12 protein-coding genes are annotated in these 17,682 nt (G+C 57.4%); 5 read left to right on the top strand and 7 right to left on the bottom strand.

Annotated elements, in window-relative coordinates; all coding sequences use genetic code 11:
* Positions 1-73: 73 nt before the first annotated feature.
* The 5 genes from ACR0JW_RS14720 to ACR0JW_RS14700 all read right to left on the bottom strand — a co-directional run bounded on the left by ACR0JW_RS14720 (position 74) and on the right by ACR0JW_RS14700 (position 7,572).
* Positions 74-1,081, bottom strand: a complete 1,008-nt coding sequence (locus tag ACR0JW_RS14720) for a GlxA family transcriptional regulator (protein ID WP_170681480.1) — start codon at positions 1,079-1,081, stop codon at positions 74-76.
* Between the two features lie 164 nt (positions 1,082-1,245).
* On the bottom strand, positions 1,246-4,293 hold the full coding sequence (locus ACR0JW_RS14715) for an efflux RND transporter permease subunit (RefSeq protein WP_170681185.1): 3,048 nt from the start codon (positions 4,291-4,293) through the stop codon (positions 1,246-1,248).
* Between the two features lie 11 nt (positions 4,294-4,304).
* Positions 4,305-5,342, bottom strand: a complete 1,038-nt coding sequence (locus tag ACR0JW_RS14710) for an efflux RND transporter periplasmic adaptor subunit (RefSeq protein ID WP_480714119.1) — start codon at positions 5,340-5,342, stop codon at positions 4,305-4,307.
* Entirely contained in the window at positions 5,339-5,806 is a 468-nt protein-coding gene (locus tag ACR0JW_RS14705; RefSeq protein ID WP_480441606.1) for a MarR family winged helix-turn-helix transcriptional regulator, read from the bottom strand. Before ACR0JW_RS14705 ends, ACR0JW_RS14710 begins: the two co-directional genes overlap by 4 nt.
* Before the next feature lie 170 nt (positions 5,807-5,976).
* The gene (locus ACR0JW_RS14700) at positions 5,977-7,572 is read right to left on the bottom strand and encodes a GMC family oxidoreductase N-terminal domain-containing protein (RefSeq protein ID WP_170681182.1); all 1,596 of its coding nucleotides are present in this window, start codon (positions 7,570-7,572) and stop codon (positions 5,977-5,979) included.
* A gap of 108 nt (positions 7,573-7,680) precedes the next feature.
* On the opposite strand from ACR0JW_RS14700, the gene ACR0JW_RS14695 reads away from it, so the two are divergent.
* The 5 genes from ACR0JW_RS14695 (at position 7,681) to ACR0JW_RS14675 (ending at position 15,175) form a co-directional block, all read left to right on the top strand.
* Positions 7,681-8,919, top strand: a complete 1,239-nt coding sequence (locus ACR0JW_RS14695) for a TRAP transporter substrate-binding protein (RefSeq protein ID WP_170681180.1) — start codon at positions 7,681-7,683, stop codon at positions 8,917-8,919.
* A 65-nt stretch (positions 8,920-8,984) separates the two neighbouring features.
* The gene (locus ACR0JW_RS14690; protein ID WP_170681178.1) at positions 8,985-9,650 is read left to right on the top strand and encodes a TRAP transporter small permease subunit; all 666 of its coding nucleotides are present in this window, start codon (positions 8,985-8,987) and stop codon (positions 9,648-9,650) included.
* Positions 9,650-11,008: a TRAP transporter large permease gene (locus ACR0JW_RS14685; RefSeq protein ID WP_170611430.1), complete on the top strand. Its 1,359-nt coding sequence runs from the start codon at positions 9,650-9,652 to the stop codon at positions 11,006-11,008. Before ACR0JW_RS14690 ends, ACR0JW_RS14685 begins: the two co-directional genes overlap by 1 nt.
* An 11-nt stretch (positions 11,009-11,019) precedes the next feature.
* Positions 11,020-11,799 (top strand): IclR family transcriptional regulator, encoded by a 780-nt coding sequence (locus ACR0JW_RS14680; protein ID WP_170681176.1) that lies wholly within the window; start codon positions 11,020-11,022, stop codon positions 11,797-11,799.
* 55 nt (positions 11,800-11,854) lie between these two features.
* Positions 11,855-15,175: a tetratricopeptide repeat protein gene (locus tag ACR0JW_RS14675; RefSeq protein ID WP_480714118.1), complete on the top strand. Its 3,321-nt coding sequence runs from the start codon at positions 11,855-11,857 to the stop codon at positions 15,173-15,175.
* A gap of 568 nt (positions 15,176-15,743) precedes the next feature.
* Here the strand turns inward: ACR0JW_RS14675 and ACR0JW_RS14670 are convergent.
* Positions 15,744-17,036, bottom strand: coding sequence for a TRAP transporter large permease (locus ACR0JW_RS14670; protein WP_170681171.1), 1,293 nt, complete (start codon positions 17,034-17,036; stop codon positions 15,744-15,746).
* Positions 17,033-17,647, bottom strand: a complete 615-nt coding sequence (locus ACR0JW_RS14665) for a TRAP transporter small permease subunit (protein WP_170681169.1) — start codon at positions 17,645-17,647, stop codon at positions 17,033-17,035. The genes ACR0JW_RS14670 and ACR0JW_RS14665 overlap by 4 nt, the downstream gene beginning before the upstream one ends.
* Between the last annotated feature and the right edge of the window lie 35 nt (positions 17,648-17,682).

The following is a 17,682-nucleotide window of genomic DNA, read 5'->3' as shown; positions in this document are numbered from 1 at the left end:
TTTGAAATCAATTCACGTTGTTGACTTTTTTCGCCTCTCAAATGACTATTTTCGCCATCCACAGAGTTGTGCTTCAAGGCTGCCTGGGCTTGCGATGCATCGGCCAAGCCCGGTATTCAAACGGGACCCGCCCTTCGATCCGATCCTGACTGGGCGGCAAGCCAAACCTGTCTCTGTACGAGCGGCTGAAATGCACCGGGCTGGAAAACCCCGACGCCATTGCAATCTCGGAAATCGGCATTTCTGTTTGCGTCACAAGCCCCCGCGCCCGGTCCAGCCGGATATCGCGATAATAAAGCGCCGGAGTTTTCTTGATAAAGGTGGCAAACATCCGATCAAGTTGACGGTGCGAGACACCCGCGCGTCTGCAGATCTCGGGGATAGACACCGTTTCTTCCAGATGTGCCTCCATGATTTGGATCGCAGATTTCAACGTCGCCGGAACAACCGCCCCTAAAGGCTCGCTGCCTTCAGGTTGTTGCATCGAAGCCGGGCCCCGCAAGCGGTCGTGAAAAATGTATCTGGCGGCCGCGTTGGCCAGCGCGCTGCCGTGAATGCCCTGCAATATCTGCAGCGCAAAATCCACCGAAGCACTGCCGCCGCAGCATGTGATCCGGTTGCCGTCTAAAACGTAAAGGTTCTCAACAACTTCCACGCCTGGAAACAGTTCCTGAAATGCGTCGATATGTTCATAGTGAACAGTCGCCCGGCGACCGGAAAGCAATCCGGCCTGCGCAAGAATGAACGCGCCCGTATCCAGTGCACCCAGCGTTACGCCACCTCGCGCCCAACCGCGCAACGTATTGCCGATCTTGGGCGTCAGGTGTTTTTCCGGGGTCCAGCTGGTCGAAACGATCACGATATCCCGCTGACCTGCAGCGCTTTGATCGATCGCCCTGGTTTCAATCCCTGCACCATTGCTTGAGGTGCAATACCCACCGGATTCTGAGACAAATTCCCAACTGAAATAGGACCGTCCGTCCAGGTAATTTGCCGCACGAAACGGGTCAATAAAGCTCATGGTTGCGGACAAATTGAAACTTGGCGCAACAATCACCAACAATCGGGTTTTGCCATCCATAGTCTTCACGGTCGCGTTTTCCGGCCACAAATCTCAATCGAAGTACGATCGCTCTACCTTCGACTTGCGGGTGTGGATTTGCAACGTCGCCCACCCCAAACCCTGTGGATTTGGGGTGGGCGACGTGTACAAAACGGCGCGGTCAACCTGGCTGATTTCTCAACCTAGGCAGCGACCGCTGCAACCTCTTGCCGTTCATCCCTTGCGAAAAACACCGCGTAAAGGACCGGCGCGGCAACCATTGTCAGGATTGTGGCAAAGGCCAGGCCTCCCATGATCGTGACCGCCATCGACACAAAGAACGCATCGGTCAACAAGGGTGCCATTCCTAGAATGGTGGTGATCGCGGCCAGAATGACAGGGCGCAAGCGCGAAATCGACGCTTCGATGATCGAGTCTTTCAACGGCTTTCCGGTCGCGCGGACCAGATCGATTTCTTCGACCAGCACAATCCCGTTCTTGATAAGCATCCCGGACAGGCTGAGCAGCCCAAGCAACGCGGTAAACGTAAAGGGCAACCCGGTACCCAGAAGGCCGATCACCACACCATTCACGGACATGGGCACCAGCAGCCATATGATCAGAGGCTGGCGGATGGCATTGAACAGCAACACCGATATCAGCACCATAATCAGCAGGCTCAGCGGTAATTGTTTTCCAAGGCTTTCCTGAGCATCGCGCGAGTTCTCGTATTCACCGCCCCACTCCATTTTGTATCCGGGTGGAATTTCCATTGCCTCGATCGCTTCGCGCACCTCGGAGTGCACTTGCGCGGCTGTCATATCCGGCGGAATGTCGGCACCGACGGTTATCGTAAGGACACGATTTCGGCGATGTACACGGGTATTTTGGGTTTTGTACTCAAATCCATCGACCATCTGTTCGATTGGCACCCACTTTTCGGCCTGCGTTGAATAGACAACCTGATCGACCACGGAATAGTCGCCATCAACAGGTCTGCGCAGGATGATCGGGATCAGGCGGTCGCGTTCACGGAACACTCCGCCGGTGATGCCATCGGTGGAAAACAAAAGTGTCGCCGCAACGTCTTCGCGCGTCACACCAGCGGTTTGCGCCCGCTCGGTTGCGTAGATTGGCTGAAGCGCCAGTTCTTTCTCGCGCCAGTCGTGACGAACGCCGATGACACTGTCCGAAGCATCAGCCATGCGCCGCTTGGCCTCTTCGGCGAGTTGGCGGAGCACCATCGGATCGCTGCCTGAAAACCGGGCCTGGATCGGATCACCGCCGCCGGGGCCGAAGACCAGCCGCTTGGTGCGGAACTCTCCTTCGGGGAACAACGCCATGCCATACTCTTCCAGGTCAGCCTGAAGCTGCGGGATATCGTCCAGAGTTTCCGTACGTATGATCATATGCCCGTAACTGGGATTGGGCTTTTCAGCGGAATAGGTCAGCATGAAACGGGTCGCCCCCTGCCCCACAAAGGTCGCCACCGAGACCACATCGTCGCGCTTGCTTAGCCAGTCCTCGATCTGCGCCAGATCCTCGGACGTCCGCGCAATCGGGGTGCCTTGCGGCAGCTTGTAATGGACAAAGAAAAGCGGGGTGTTCGAATTCGGGAAAAACTGCTGCTTCATTAGTCCGAAGCCCGCAAAACAGGCTGCCGTCACTGCAACCAGCGCAATGATAACCAGCCAGCGGAACCTGAGCGCTGCTCTGAGGATCGTGCCATAGATCCGAAACAGCAAACCGCCATAGGCGTCGATTTCGCCTTCCTTACCCTGCTTGAAAAAGTAGTGGCCCAACAGCGGAGTGACGGTCAGCGCCAGAACCCAGCTCAGCAGCAGCGAAATTCCGATCACTGCGAACAGCGAAAACAGAAATTCACCTGTAGCATCGGGGCTCAGGCCGATGCCGGCAAAGGCCATGATTCCGATCACAGTCGCGCCAAGCAATGGTATCTGGGTTTTGGAGGCCGCGTCGTCTGCAGCATCGCGCGAGTTTTTACCGCGCAGCATGGCAATCTGCATGCCTTCGGCGACAACGATGGCGTTGTCGACAAGCATCCCCATCGCAATGATCAGCGCGCCAAGCGAAATCCGCTCCATCTCGATCGAGAACATCGACATGAACAGAACCGTGCCCACGACGGTCAGCAACAGCGTGCTGCCGACAACGATTGCGGCGCGCCACCCCATGAACAGGCCTAGCACCGCAACCACGATCGCAACCGACATCGCCAGATTCACCAGAAAGTCGTTGGACGCCTGTTCAACCACGACGTGTTGCTGGTAGATTGGAAGAATATCGACACCAAAGGGGATGTTCGGATCCAGCTCTGCCATCTTGGTGTCAACGCGTTTGCCGACTTCGACAATGTTCTCGGTCGCCAGACCCGCAATCCCAAGCGTGAACGCCTCGACGCCGTCAAAACGGACGATCAGGTCGGGATCGCTCTGGCGGCCGCGATAGACATCTGACATGTCGAACAGGTTGATCACGTGCCCCTGAGAGCCGACCGACAAACCGGCGATTGCGGATACACTGTCCGACCCTTCGGCCGTCAGCAACGTGGTCAGGTTGTTCTCGGATCGCAGTGAACCAGATGCGTTGACCGAGTTGGCGTTGGCAATCGCTTCGTTGATCGCCTGCAACGGTACGTTCTGGTTTACGGAAATGGCGAGGTCAGGTTCAATAAAGATTGCTTCCTCGGGAAGGCCCTGAACCTCGACATCGGCAACCCCGTCAACGGTCAGCAACTCCCGTCGAAGGTAAGTGGCCAGTTCGTGCTTTTCGGCGTCCGAGAAACCTTCGGCGGTCACCGCATAGAACAGGCCGAACACATCGCCGAAGCCATCGTTCACATATGGTTGGTCCACGCCCTGCGGCAATCCTCGGGCGGCGTCCCTGACCTTGGCCCGAAGCTGGGTCCAGATATCCGGCAGCTCGCTGCCGTCATAGGTCGACTTGATCTCGACCTCGATCAGGGACTGTCCGGGGCGGTTGACCGAGGTGATGGTGTCCACCTCGCCCATTTGCTGGATGGCCGATTCCAGCGGTTCGGACACTTCCAATGCAACCTGCTCGGCGGTGGCGCCGGGATAGGTTGTCACAATGACGGCCTGTTTGATGGTAAAGGCCGGATCCTCCAGCCTTCCGAGCGAGAAAAAGCCCCAGATACCGCCAAACAGTGCGACGAGAATGATGAGCCACGTGTAAAGCGGCCTGTCGATGGATGCGCGCGCGATGTTCATCGGTCCGCCCTTCAGTTCGCAAACCCGGCAAAGCGGCGCACCGCCTGTCCGTCACTCAGCGCGTTACCGCCAGCCACAACGATTTCGTCCCCGTCGGAAAGACCGGACACGACACGCACATCCCCCGATTGGGTGGGCTCGATCTCAACCGGCACGCGCTGCACGGTTCCTTCGTCCGCGCCCGCCGGGGAAAACAGCATGACACCCAGACGACCTTCGGCATCCGCAACAATGGCGGTCGGCGGGACGACGATGCCGGTTTGATTATCCTGAACCTGCACGTTTACCGTTACCGACGAGCCGGGAAGAACCTGAATGCCTTCCGGCGGTGTCAGTCCGAAGTTGATCCGGAACGTCTGACCGACGCTGGACGTTTCAGCATCGAATTCGCGAATTTGCAGCGGAAAGACTTCATCGCTGGCGGGAAATTTGGCAGTGATCGTCACGTCATCCTGACTGCCCCGGCGCTGAAACAGGATTTCGGGCACATCGACTTCTATCCGCAGTTCCGACATGTCGTGGATACGTACGATGGGCGTTCCGGCAGAAACGGTGGTGAATGCCTCGACCGTGCGGCTGGAAACTAGCGCGTCGAAGGGGGCCGTGAGGGTCGCATGTTCAAGCGCGTATTCCGCGTCACGTGTGGCAATTGCCGCCAGCTGCGCGTTAGTATCCGCATCATCCAGGGCCACCTGACTGACCGTGGTCCCCCTGAGCCGGGACAGGCGTGCAACCGTGCGGTCGGCCTGATCCTTTTGCAGTCGGGCGCGGTTGAGCTGCAGCTCGAACGGTTCCTGATCGAGTCTGGCGATCAGCCCGCCTTTCGGAATAACCAGACCTTCGGTGACGGGCATCTCGATGATCTGTCCGGCCACCTGAAAGGCCAGATCGACCGTTTGGCGGGCCGCGACCCGGCCAAAGAACTGTCGCGAAAAGCCGGGTGACGTTTCACTGACCAACAGCAGTTTCACCGGTTTCGGGGCTTGCTGTGCGGTCAGCGACGTCGCCAGCACGATCAGGCCAAGAGCCAAAGTTGACAGGATCTTCATTTCTTCAAACCTTCGGGTATGCCTGTTTTCAGGACGGTTTCGCGGATCTTCTGCGCCAATCGCGCGAATTCAGCGGTTTCTTCATCATTGAGCCCCGAGGCGCGGCGAAACAGTTCCCCGGCTTCGGTCACAAGTTGTTTTCGGGCGTCTTCGCCCTGCCCGGTCAGAACCAGCAGCCAAGCGCGGCGGTCCTCGGGATCGCGCTGTCGAACCAGATACCCGGCCTTGGCCAGCGAATCCGCGGTCGCGGTTATCGTAGAGGGCAAAGATAACATGTCATGTGCCAGAACGCCCATCCGCTTGGGCTGTTCCAGCTTGATCAGCATGTGGCATTCCTGATGGCTCAGATCGGTCCGCAACAGATCGATGCTTTCTTCCAGCTTCCAATACAGCGCGTAGACGCCCATCATCGACTGAATTTCAGGACTGTATTTCTGCGTTGATGGTTCGACCGTCTCGGTCATTTCGGTGCCCTCGGATAGGTTGGGCGCGGTATACTTCAAAAAATGAAATATTCAAGATGCGAAGTGAAGATCACTCAGGGTCGCGCCGGATCACCCTTGGAACGTGAACGTTCTTGTTTGGCGCGTTTGGAAATGCCCAAACACGACTGGGTTTCGTCGAGGGCCGGGATTCACCTTGCCGCGAAAAGCAGATCGCTGGCCTTTTCGCCGATCATGATCGCAGGTGCGTTTGTGTTTCCGCTGACAATTTCGGGCATGATGGAACAGTCAGCCACCCGCAGGCCTTCAATGCCTCTGACCTTGAGCTGCGGATCAACGACGGCGTCATCCGATACTCCCATCGCGCAAGTGCCTGTCGGATGGTAAATCGATGCCGAGTTGGACCTGACCCAATCCAGCGTTCCGTCAAAATCGTCCATGGCCAGATCGGCAGATGGCCGGAACTCTTCGGAAATCTTGGACGCAAGCGGGTTTGCCTTGGCGATGGTGCGCGCAATGTTGACGCCATCGACAATGGTTCGGCAATCCGTCTCGGTCGACAGGTAGTTCGGGAAAATCTTGACATAGCTCGACGGGTCCGGGCCATTCAGACGCAGCTCTCCCCGGCTTTCGGGGCGCAGTTGGCAGACCGACATGGTAAATGCCGAGAACGGGTGAACGCCCTCGCCAGGGCTGTCGGCCGACCAGGGTTGGACATGGAATTGAATATCGGGCGTCTGAACTTCTGGTCGCGTTTTCAGAAAGCCTGTCGCCAAACTGGCGGCCATTGTCATCGGGCCGGCACGGAACAACGCGTATTTCAAGGCTATTCGCGCCTGATTGAACAGGTTCCTCACCTCGTCGTTCAAAGTGGGTTCGTTACATTTGAACACAAGCCGCGCCTGCAGGTGATCCTGCAGACCTTTCCCCACTTTGGGCAGCGCGTGTCGCGGTTCGATCCCGTTTTCCCTCAGGTGGTCCGGATCGCCTATACCTGACAGCATCAAAATCTGCGGGGAATTGATCGCGCCGCCAGACAGAATAATCTCACGCCGTACGGTCAAAGTCTTTTCGGCACCGGAACGGTCCCGATACACCACACCGACCGCGCGTTTTCCTTCCAGCTTGATGCGCGTTACAAGGGCGCGCGTTATGATCTTCAGATTCTGTCGGTTCCGGATCGGCTTCAGATACGCAACCGCCGAACTGCACCTGCGTCCGTTGCGCGTTGTCAGCTGAAAATAGCCGACACCTTCCTGCTGCGCGCCATTGTAGTCCGGATTGAACGGGTAGCCCGCTTCTTGCGCGGCAGCGACCCAGGCATCACAAATCGGGCGCTGGATACGCATGTTGGATACGGCAAGCGGGCCTCCGACCCCATGAAAATCGTCTTCTCCGCGCTCCTGGTCCTCGCTGCGCCTGAACAATGGCAGGACATCATCCCAGCCCCAGCCGATATTCCCCATCTGCCGCCAGCGGTCGTAGTCCTCTTTCTGACCGCGCACATAGAGCAAACCGTTCAACGAGGACGACCCCCCAAGAACCTTGCCGCGCGGCCAGTCGATTGACCGACCGTTCAGACCCGCGTCTGGCTCGGTCCGGTAGCACCAGTCCACCGACGGGTTATGCATGGTTTTGAAATAGCCGACCGGAATATGAATCCACGGATTTGTGTCTGGCCCACCGGCTTCGAGAAGTGCAACGGACGTACCGGAATCGGCGCTCAGACGGTTGGCGATGACACAGCCGGAAGAGCCCGCCCCGACAACTGCATAATCCACCTCCATAACCGTCTCCTCTTAGCGAAATTAAAAAAAGTCTATGCAAGTTGCATCAAATATACTAGCATTTTTTGATACAAAACGTCTCAATAATTTTTCATCGGGAGGAAAAAGATGGAGATTGGTCGGAAACTAAGCGGAATATCACGGAGGGATTTCTTCCGCGTGGCGGGCCGATACGGCATGAGCTCAACACTGCTGGCAGCAGGAGGGTTCGGTGGCGCGATGAGCCTGGCGAATCTGGCGCAGGCCGCTGAATCGAACTATGAAAAACGGTTCTCGAAAGAACCCAAACACACCCTGAAATTCGGCGCTGCCGGGTTCAACACCCGCAACCTTTTGATCGAGCGCGCAGGCGCCATCGAGTTTGCACGCGACCTGGAAGAACGGACCGATGGTGAGATTCGTGTTGAGTTCATCGGCGACAACCAGATCTGCGGTCAGCTGAGCTGTGTGGAAAAAACCCAGCAGGGCATCGTCGACATCTACGCGGCTTCAACGCAGAACTCGGCAGGCGGCGCACCTTATCTGAACGTGCTGGACTATGCCTATATGTTCCCCAGCCGCGCGGCGCAGTATCATTTCTTCTACAGCCCGGCCAGTCAGCGCATTCTGCGGGACCCGCTGGAAAAACGGCACGGTCTGAAATTCCTGTTCACCCACTGTGAACTGCGCGGACTGCAAATGGGTTCGACATTCTCGGACAAGCCGACAGTCACCAAGCTTGAGGAACTTTTCGGAACCAAGAACCGTGTTACCGGAACTCAACTCGGCCGCATTGCGATGCAGTTGCTGAACCTGAACCCCGTGCCGGTGGCATGGGAAGAGACGCTGGACGCGCTCAAGACCGGGCTGATCGACGGCGCCGAAACCTGGGCTTCGGCGGTGGCTTACGCCAACATGTCGCCAGTGGTGTCACAGTCCGTGAACCTCAAGTTCTTCTGCGGCACCGAACATACCTCGATGTCCGCAAAGGTCTTTGACAGCCTGGGCGGCGAACTGCAGGACGCGGTTATGGAATCATCCTACTTCACCCAGGCACTGATTCAGGGCGCAAACGAAGCCGCGCTGCTGAACACCGTCGGGTTCTCGGACCCGCAATTGCCGGGGACGATCTTTGCCGAAAACGGTGTCCGCCCCGCATTCCTGCCAGACGATCAGATCAAACTGGCCGAAGAGATGTGCGCTCCGAACTTCAACCCCGATCCGTGGGCACAGTGGCGCGAGCGGTTGAACAAATGGGCCGGCGGCATCGACACATATCAGGAAATCTACGACATCGCGCGTGAGATTCCGGCGGACATGTTGCCGGAAAATGTCGAGCCACGCCGTTGGTGGAAAGGCGAAGCGTGATAACACTACCGAACCGGCCCCACGCGGGCCGGTTCCACTAAACACCGACTGGGAGGACGGGGTTCATGTCATTTTGGACCGATGTTGGCGCAATATTCAGCGCCATTCTAAGCCAGGATTCGTTCGAGATTCAGTCTGCGCTGCAGTCTGACGCGACATGGGTGGTAGGGACCGTGGTCGCTGCCCTGGGCGGTCTTATCGTTATGGCGATCTATCGAAAGGTTCCCTTCATTGAACGCCAACTGGAACGGTCGGTCATGGTCTATTCCTATCTGGCCATTGCGCTGATCATTTTCTGGGGCGTGATCGACCGCTTTGTGTTCAACGATCAGGAGCCGTGGTCCACAACCATTCCGCCGCTGCTGTTCATGGTGATGGCGTGGTTCGGCGCGTCCTACAACGTTCGCCTGCGCACGCATCTGAGTTTCAGCGAATTCCGCACCTCGATGCCGCGCGGTGGGCAACTGGCCTGTCTGATCTTGGATGCGATCCTGTGGTTCATCTTTGCGGTGATCGTCATCGTAACAACATCTCGGCTGGTGGCGCTGTCGGCTTCGAACTTCCAGATCGTGCTTGGCACCGACAACGTGATGCAGTGGTGGTTCCTGCTTGCAGCGCCACTGTCGTTCTTTCTGATGGTCGGCCGCGTGTTTCAGAATCTGGCGGACGATTTACACAACTGGAAAACCGGCGAGCCCTTGATCAAGCAAGCCGTGATTGGGGCGGACTGATGGCAGACGGAACCTGGGTTACATTGATTTCACTGGGCGTGACGTTCTTGTTCATGCTGGGCGTGCCGGTATTGCTGGTAATCGGCTATTGGGTCATAGGCTGTTCATTTGTTCTGGGTCTGACACTCGACAACATGGGGGCCGAGCTTCTGAATGTGTTCAACAAGGGCTTTGCCCTTCTGGCGATGCCGCTGTTCATTCTGACCGGCGATCTGATCAACAAGTCGGGCATCGCACGACGGCTGAGCGATTTCGCATATGCCTGTCTGGGTTGGATACGCGGGGGGCTGGCGATGGCCTCGCTTGGCGCATGCGGGCTGTTCGCCGCGATTTCGGGCTCGAACTCGGCGACGACGGCAACAATCGGATCGATGCTGCACCCCGAGATGGTCAAGGGCGGGTATGACGAACGGTTCAGCGCCGCCACGGCAGCGGCAGGCGGCACGGTCGGGATCATCATTCCGCCGTCGATCATTTTCATTGTCTATGGCTTCCTTATGAACCTGCCCATTTCCGAACTGTTCGTTGCCGGCATCCTGCCCGGTGCGCTGATGGTTATCGGAATGCAGGTCGCTTGCTGGATCATCTGCCGCATCAACGGCTGGGGCCATCTGATCCCGCTGCAACTGAACCGCGTTCTGAAAACCGCCTTTGGTGCCTGGCTGGGTTTCTTTGCAATCGGGCTGGTGCTGTGGGGCATCTACACCGGAAAATTCTCTCCGACCGAGGCGGCGGGTGTAACCGTCGGCTTCTGCGTCATCGCCGGTCTGGTGAGCTATCCGATCAACCGCATCATGGGTGCGCGCGACGACATTTCCCCGACGGACAAGAGCTATGCGGAAATGATGGTCGTCGAAGGGTTCACGATCCCGGAAATCCCATCGATCGTAATCCGCTCCGCGCAAATTACAGGGATACTGGCACCGCTGATCGCCATTTCGGTCGTCATGCAACAAATCCTGTCGCTGCTTGGCGCTCAACAAACCATCGGGGATTTCGTGACCTCGATGGGCGGGTACCATGCGGTGCTGTTCACCTCGATGGTCATCGTCTTTTTCTCGGGCATGGTGCTGGAGAGCCTTCCGGTGACAATCATCCTCGCGCCAATTCTGGCACCCATTGCGGCATCGGTCGGCGTTGATCCCATCCACTTCTCGGTGATCTTCCTTGTCGGCGCATCAATCGGGTTCATTACGCCGCCATATGGCCTGAACCTTTATGTCGCGTCAGGCGTGACGGGCGTGCCCTATTTCCGGCTGCTGCGTTACACCGTGCCCTATCTGGTCGCGCTGCTGTCCGTCTGGATATTGGTATCTCTGGTGCCTGATCTGGCCTTGATCCTGCTGCCAAACAAATAGAATGTATGGGGATGGTCGAGACGGAAACTTCGGAACGAGAAACTCAGATACCGACAAATCTGCGATTGCTTCTCATCCTGGAAGAAGTCGCAAAGCGCGGCGTTGCTGTTAAACCGGCCGACCTGATCGACACCCTGGGGCTCGCGAAACCAACGGTTCACAGGCTGCTGCAAACAGCCGAAGCGGAGGGGTTCCTGCAACGCGATCTGGACGGACGCTCGTTCGGGCCCGGTCCACGTCTGCGCAGGCTGTCCGTCAACACAATGTCTGCTGAACACCTGCGCACCGCGCGTCTAGCAATCCTGCGCGGGGTTGCGGACGAAATTGGAGAGACCTGCAACCTTGCGATCCCGGATCGCGAGGGGATGATCTATCTGGATCGGGTCGAAACCAAATGGCCGCTGCGCATTCAGTTGCCGATCGGCACCCAGGTTCCGTTCCATTGTACCGCCAGCGGAAAGATGTATCTGTCCACCCTGCGCAAGGCCACGCTGGACGGTTTTCTTTCAGCGCGGAAACTTCTTCCGCAAACCGAGCGGACATTGACGGACCCCGAGACCCTGCGCACCGAGATCGGGCACATTGCGGAAAACGGGTATTCCACCGACAACGAGGAATTCATGCCGGGAATGGCCGCCGTCGCCGTGCCTGTTACCGACGATCAGGACAGGCTGGCCGCGACACTGTCCGTTCACGCACCCACCCAACGCCACGATCTTGAAAGCTTGAAGAAATTCCTGAACACCTTGCAGGATGGGGCGGACAAGCTCAGAAGGCTGCTCTTGTCCTGACCAGTCCGCCGCGGGGCAATGGACTAATCATTTCAAAACGCTACACTCTCTGTCCATGTTGCGTTTTGGTTTCGTTGTTTCAATTGTCATTGCATTTTCCGTTGTGTGGTCCGGGCCACTGATTTCACAGTCATATGCAACCGACCGACCGCAAGATGCACTGGCCGTACAACTGGCAAATCAGGGACGTTATGCCGAGGCCGAAGCGCTTTTGCGCAGAACTCTGGCGCAGGATCGTGCGAACCTTGGGCCAACCCATCCGAATACGGTCGACACAACCGAAAACCTGGCCGTTGTGCTGGATATTCTAGGGCAACCCGATGAAGCGGAACCGTTGCATCGCTTGGTTCTTCAGACGCGCCGCAAGCATCTTGGCCCAAACTCACCCGCCACACTTCGGGCCATGAGCAATCTGGGAACCACCCTTCGGGATCTCAACAGGTTTCAAGAAGCGGTCGAAATACTCGACGCGTCAATCGCAGGGTCAAACATTACCCACGGCGAGACGGCGCCCGAGACATTGGCCCGCATGAACATGCTGGGCCATACCCTGTTGCGCGCCAATCAGCCAGAGCGGGCCGAGCAGGTTCTGAGACGCGCGGTGGAACTAGGCGGCCAAACGCTTGGTGAAGACAATGCCGAGGTCCTGTCCTGGTCCGTCAATCTGGCTCTGGCACTGGACACAATGGCGCATTTTGAAGATGCAAACGCCTTGAACGCGAGAATTATCGCTGGCCTCAGTCGCCGGCAGGGTCCGACTTCACCCAGAGTTCTGACGGCCAAGAACAATTTTGGTTTCAGCCTCATGAGTCAGGGCCGGATGCTTGAGGCTGTTCCGTTGTTTACCGAGGTTCTGAATGCGTATGAGCAAACCCTGGGGCCTCAACATCCTCAGACAATGACGGCGCGGATCATGTTGGGAAACGCTTTGTCCAAACTGGGCCGAGGGGACGAAGCACTTGCGTTGCGCAGGCGGGATCTGGACCTCATGATCAGCTCGGCAGGCCCGGAGCACGTCTATACGGTTCGGGCGATGCGAAACTATGCCAGCGCGCTGGAGGCGGTTGGGCGGTTAGCGGATGCCCAAACCATCCGCCAACGCGTTTTAGCGATTTCCCGGAAAACCAATGGCGAGCGTAGCGAAGACACGTTGATTGCCATGAACGATGTTGCCCTCGACCTGATGGAAAGCGGTCAGGTTGCGCAGGCAAGGGAGTTGATGGAGCGCGCCCTTGATGGATTTGTGGGATTGTACGGGGCTGCTCATCCCCGAACGGTAGAATCCGCCATAAACCTTGCGGCCATTCAAGCACAGGCCGGAGATAGCGAAGCCGCCATCGCTTTGCTGCGTGACATCCGCAAACATCTTGGTACGCACCCGCATTTCGGACCGGTTGAGGAATTGCGGTTGGCGTTCAATCTGTCTTCAACCCTTCACGATGCCGGATTGCCACTTGAAGCAGCACAGGAGCTTGAGGGGATGGTTCCCAAAGCGGACACCGTATACGGCCCGACGTCCGTCAGGCCACAATTGTTCCGGTTGCGGTTGGCCGAATCCTCTCTGGCTTCGGGTTCGTTCCGCAAGGCACTGCACTTGTCCCGTCACGCCCATTCCGTCTTGGCAGATCGATTGCGCCGCACCGGCAACCTCACCGCCGACGAACAGCGGGTTGCGCTGGAACAGGCCTCTCGCGCGGCGTGGGCTTTTATTCAGGCGTCCTGGGCGGTTTCCCAACAGACGGATAGAGCCGAGGCTGACCAGTTGGCGCGGGATGCTTTCGAGGCAGCACAAACGATCGGGCTTGGGCCTTCGGCCTTTGCCATATCGCGGGCTGCCGGGCGCATTGCGGCAGACAATGCCCGCGTCGAGCCCTTTTTGAACGACTGGATTGGCGCCAAACGCGATTTGGCGGCATTTGAGATCAAGGCCGTTGCCGCCGCATCCGGCGCAGGGACATCGATAGTGGCCGCGCCCGATACGCTTGATCGGCTGACGGACAGATTGGATAGAACAACGCAGGCCTTGCAGAATGCCTTTCCCGCGTTTTTTGACCTGATAAATCCGCACGTGGTCCGGGTGACTGATTTCCTGCCGGGTGGCGTTGCCGAACTTGATGACGACGAGGCGCTGATCCTGATCGTTCCGGAAGGTGGGAATGATCGTTCAACGCATTTCGGACCCGGTTTTGTCTGGGCCGTAACCCGTGAAGGCGTCACATGGTCCCGATTGGAATTCGATGCAACTGAGCTGGAAGCCCGAGTCTCGGCCCTTCGCCGTTCCATCAACCCAAACGAGGAGTTCCTTGTCGCGGCACGCGCACCCATTAACCCCACCGGTTCCGCGCGACAGGACAGCACACGCAGGTTTGACATTGAACTGGCCCACGGTCTGTTTCTTGACCTGTTCGGCGCACCGGAGATTTCAGAGACAATCGCGCCGAAGAAGCGGTGGCTGATTGCCCCGCAAAGTTCGCTGCTGAGCCTGCCATTCGGCGCGCTGGCGACCGCCCCTCAAAAGGAATTCGGGTCCGTGGCGAAAACCCTTCAAAATACGCGCTGGCTTGGCGTCGAACGCGCCCTGAGTGTCATCCCTTCCCTGCAACTGGTGTTGCGAGACAACACAAGCACCACGGCTCGGGCAGACACGCGCGTCAGTTACGTCGGGTTCGGCGATCCCGATTTCCAGGGGACACCCGAACCCCTGCGGCTGGAGACCCGCAATCTTCACAGATCGGCCCAGGACCTGCGCGAAGGGTTGAAAAACCTGCCAAGATTACCCGGAACGCGGACCGAGATCCTGTCGCTGGCATCGCAGTTTGGGGCCGGTGAACATTCCGTTTTTCTTGGATCTCGGGCCAACGAAAGTGAACTCAGAAAACTGGACGCTTCCGGGCAATTGCGCCAGACGCGCGTTCTGCATTTCGCAACGCACGGGCTGATATCCGGTGATTTCGACAATCTGGACGAGCCTGCCCTGGCGCTTTCGCCCCCGCCTTCGCCGGGCAGCCCCAAGTTTGACGGACTTTTGACCGCATCCGAGGCGGCCACGCTGTCCTTGGATACAGAATGGGTTCTTTTGTCCGCATGCAACACCGCGGCGGGGGCAAAACCCGGGGCGGAAGGGCTGTCCGGGCTGGCCCGTGCATTCTTTTTTGCCGGTGCCAGGAACCTCCTGGTGACTCACTGGCCGGTTCGGGATGATCTGACATCCCGCCTGATCACCGAGGTTGTAACGCCCTCGACCAACCGGGTCCGCAGCGAAGCACTGCGTCAGGAAATCGAAGCGCTAATACAGGACACCAGCGAAGATCACCGCGAACGCCCGTTGGCGCATCCCGGGAACTGGGCTGGCATTCAACTGGTTGGTGCCGGTTGAACAAATCCGCTTTCACAGCCATTCGAAAAACACTGAACACAGGTCTTGGCCGTTTTCCTGCCGTTGCATATCTGTGGCAGTTACCTACTCGTTAGGCAAAGCGTGGAGCAACCCCTGTTGGCCGTCAGATCCTGCAACCAAGTCATGCCCGCGACGCATGCCGGACATGCATTGCACATACTTATTTTTCATAGGTTTTAGGGATAGATGCAGAAACAAGAACTTCTGTCCCTGAAACACTTGGAATGACACGATGACCAAAGAACTACGTGAAACCGTACACTACGTCAGCTTTGTTGTTGCCGGGCTGGCATTCATTGCCGCACTCTCGATCCTATTTTACAGCTAATCGGGCAAAGCGGCCTAAAGACAGGCATCACTTTCGAATTGTCTGAAAGCCGGAGGAACACTCCGGCTTTTTAATAGGGCCTGCGCCATTGAACAGGGTGCTGCCAATTGTATCCATGTGAGGTCAGACGATCAGATCCTCAACGAAAACGGCTGCACTAAAAAACAAGGCATCCGAGCCCGGATGGTTCGGATGCCTTTTCAGATTTGTAATGTCGGATTACCGGCCCAGCAACAGGTCCGGCAACCACAATGCCAGTTCAGGAACAAACGTGGTCAGCATCAGTGTCGGCAGCCATGCGAACACGATGAAGATCAAGGTCGGCCACAGCATCTTGGCAACCGGCGTGTCACAAACCTGCGCACCCAGATAAAGCAGCGGCGCCGTGGGCGGCGTGATGTTGGCCATACCTAGATTGACGCCGATGATCGCGGCAAAGTGGATCGGGTCAACGCCCACGCTCTGCGCAATTGGCAGCAGGATCGGCGTGGACAGCAGCAGCCCCGAGATATCGTCCATCAGCATGCCTATCAGGATCATGACGACATTGATCATCAGCAAAATCACGACCGGGTTGTCCGAAACCGAATAGACCATATCCTTGGCCATCTGCGGCGCGCCCTGCGAGATCAGGTTGTCCGATACGATCAGCACCATGAAAATCATCACCATGACCACCCCGATCGTCACACCCGAGGTCTGGATGGTCTGTGCCAGGGTTTTCCAGGTCAGGCCGCGATAGAAGTAGATTGCCACGGGAATCGCGTAAACAACGGCGATACCAGCGGCTTCGGTCGGTGTCATGATACCGCCGTAGATACCGCCCAGGATGATGATTGGCATCATCAGCGCCGGACCCGCCAACCGACCCTGGCCCAACAATGCAGGCATGAAGGGATTCGGGCGCTCTTTCAGTTGAATATCGTCATACTTTCGCAGCATGAACTGATTGGTGATGATCAGCAGCGTGATCAGGATGATCGCGGGAATGACCGTCGACAGGAAGCACTTCAGCACGTGTTGCTGTGCGACCCAGCCGTAGAGGATGTGCGATGAACTGGGCGGGATCAGAAGGCCCAGGGGGCTTGCCGACACAATCAGGGCCGCGGATTGCCCTTTCGGGTAATTCGCCTTTTTCAGGTGCGGCATCATAATACCGCCGATGCAGGTCAGGGTCGCATTCGCACTGCCCGAGATCGAGCCGAACACGCCGCAGGCCAGCACGGAGGCCGCGTTCAGTCCACCCTTGATGTGGCCAATGAACATTTCGGCCAACGCCACCAGAGGCGCCGCAATTCTGCCTTTCTCCATAATGCCACCGGCAATCATGAAAAGTGGAATCGCGAGCAGCACCAGAGAGCGGATCCCCGTCGCTCCGGTCGGCAGATATCCTGTGATGGATTGATCTCCCACCATCGCGATAAAGATCAGGACGGCTCCGAACGCCACATAAACGCTGACACCCAGCAAGAGCATCAGGCAGACAATAACAAGACTTCCGGCGATAATCATTTCGCGGCTCCCTTAAGAATTTCAGAGCGTAACGGAAGCCCGAGCCCCTTGCGGATATGAACGTAGAGATACGCAGCGGTGAACATCGCCATGAAGCCGAAAGAGCACATGATCGCAATGCGCCAGGAGACGAACGGAATACGCAGGACCGGAGTGGATCGCAGCCGGGGGAAAGAGAAGTCGTCAAGCAGCGAGACGTAGCAGGCGTAGACCATAAAGAGGATCACAAGAAGCTCGACCAACAGCACCACAAACCCGCGCCACCAGATCATCCGGGGATTGTGGATCACGATACCCAAAATGTCGGCATTGATATGCAGGTTGCGGGCAGAGGCCAGAACCGCACCGGCAAAGAAGCCGATGATCGAGAAGGCTAGGAGCCATTCTTCATAAGCGAACAGGTCGCCACCGAAACCGTATCGGATCACAACAACAGCGCCAAAGGTGAAGGCCATCAGGAAGCCGCAGGCCATGACGATTTGTCTGCAAACAAACGCGATCATTTTCATGGGATACCCGATGACGGGCGGCAATTCGTCGGTAACTTTCTGCGGTTTATCGGCGTCTTCGTCGCCAACCCATCTCGTCATGTCATCGTCTTCTATCGACATGTCTGTCCCCGCTTTTTGTTTTTTTGTCAGGTATT

The organism is Ruegeria sp. BG6 (assembly GCF_056538465.1).
This window is presented reverse-complemented; position numbering and strand designations above follow the sequence as displayed.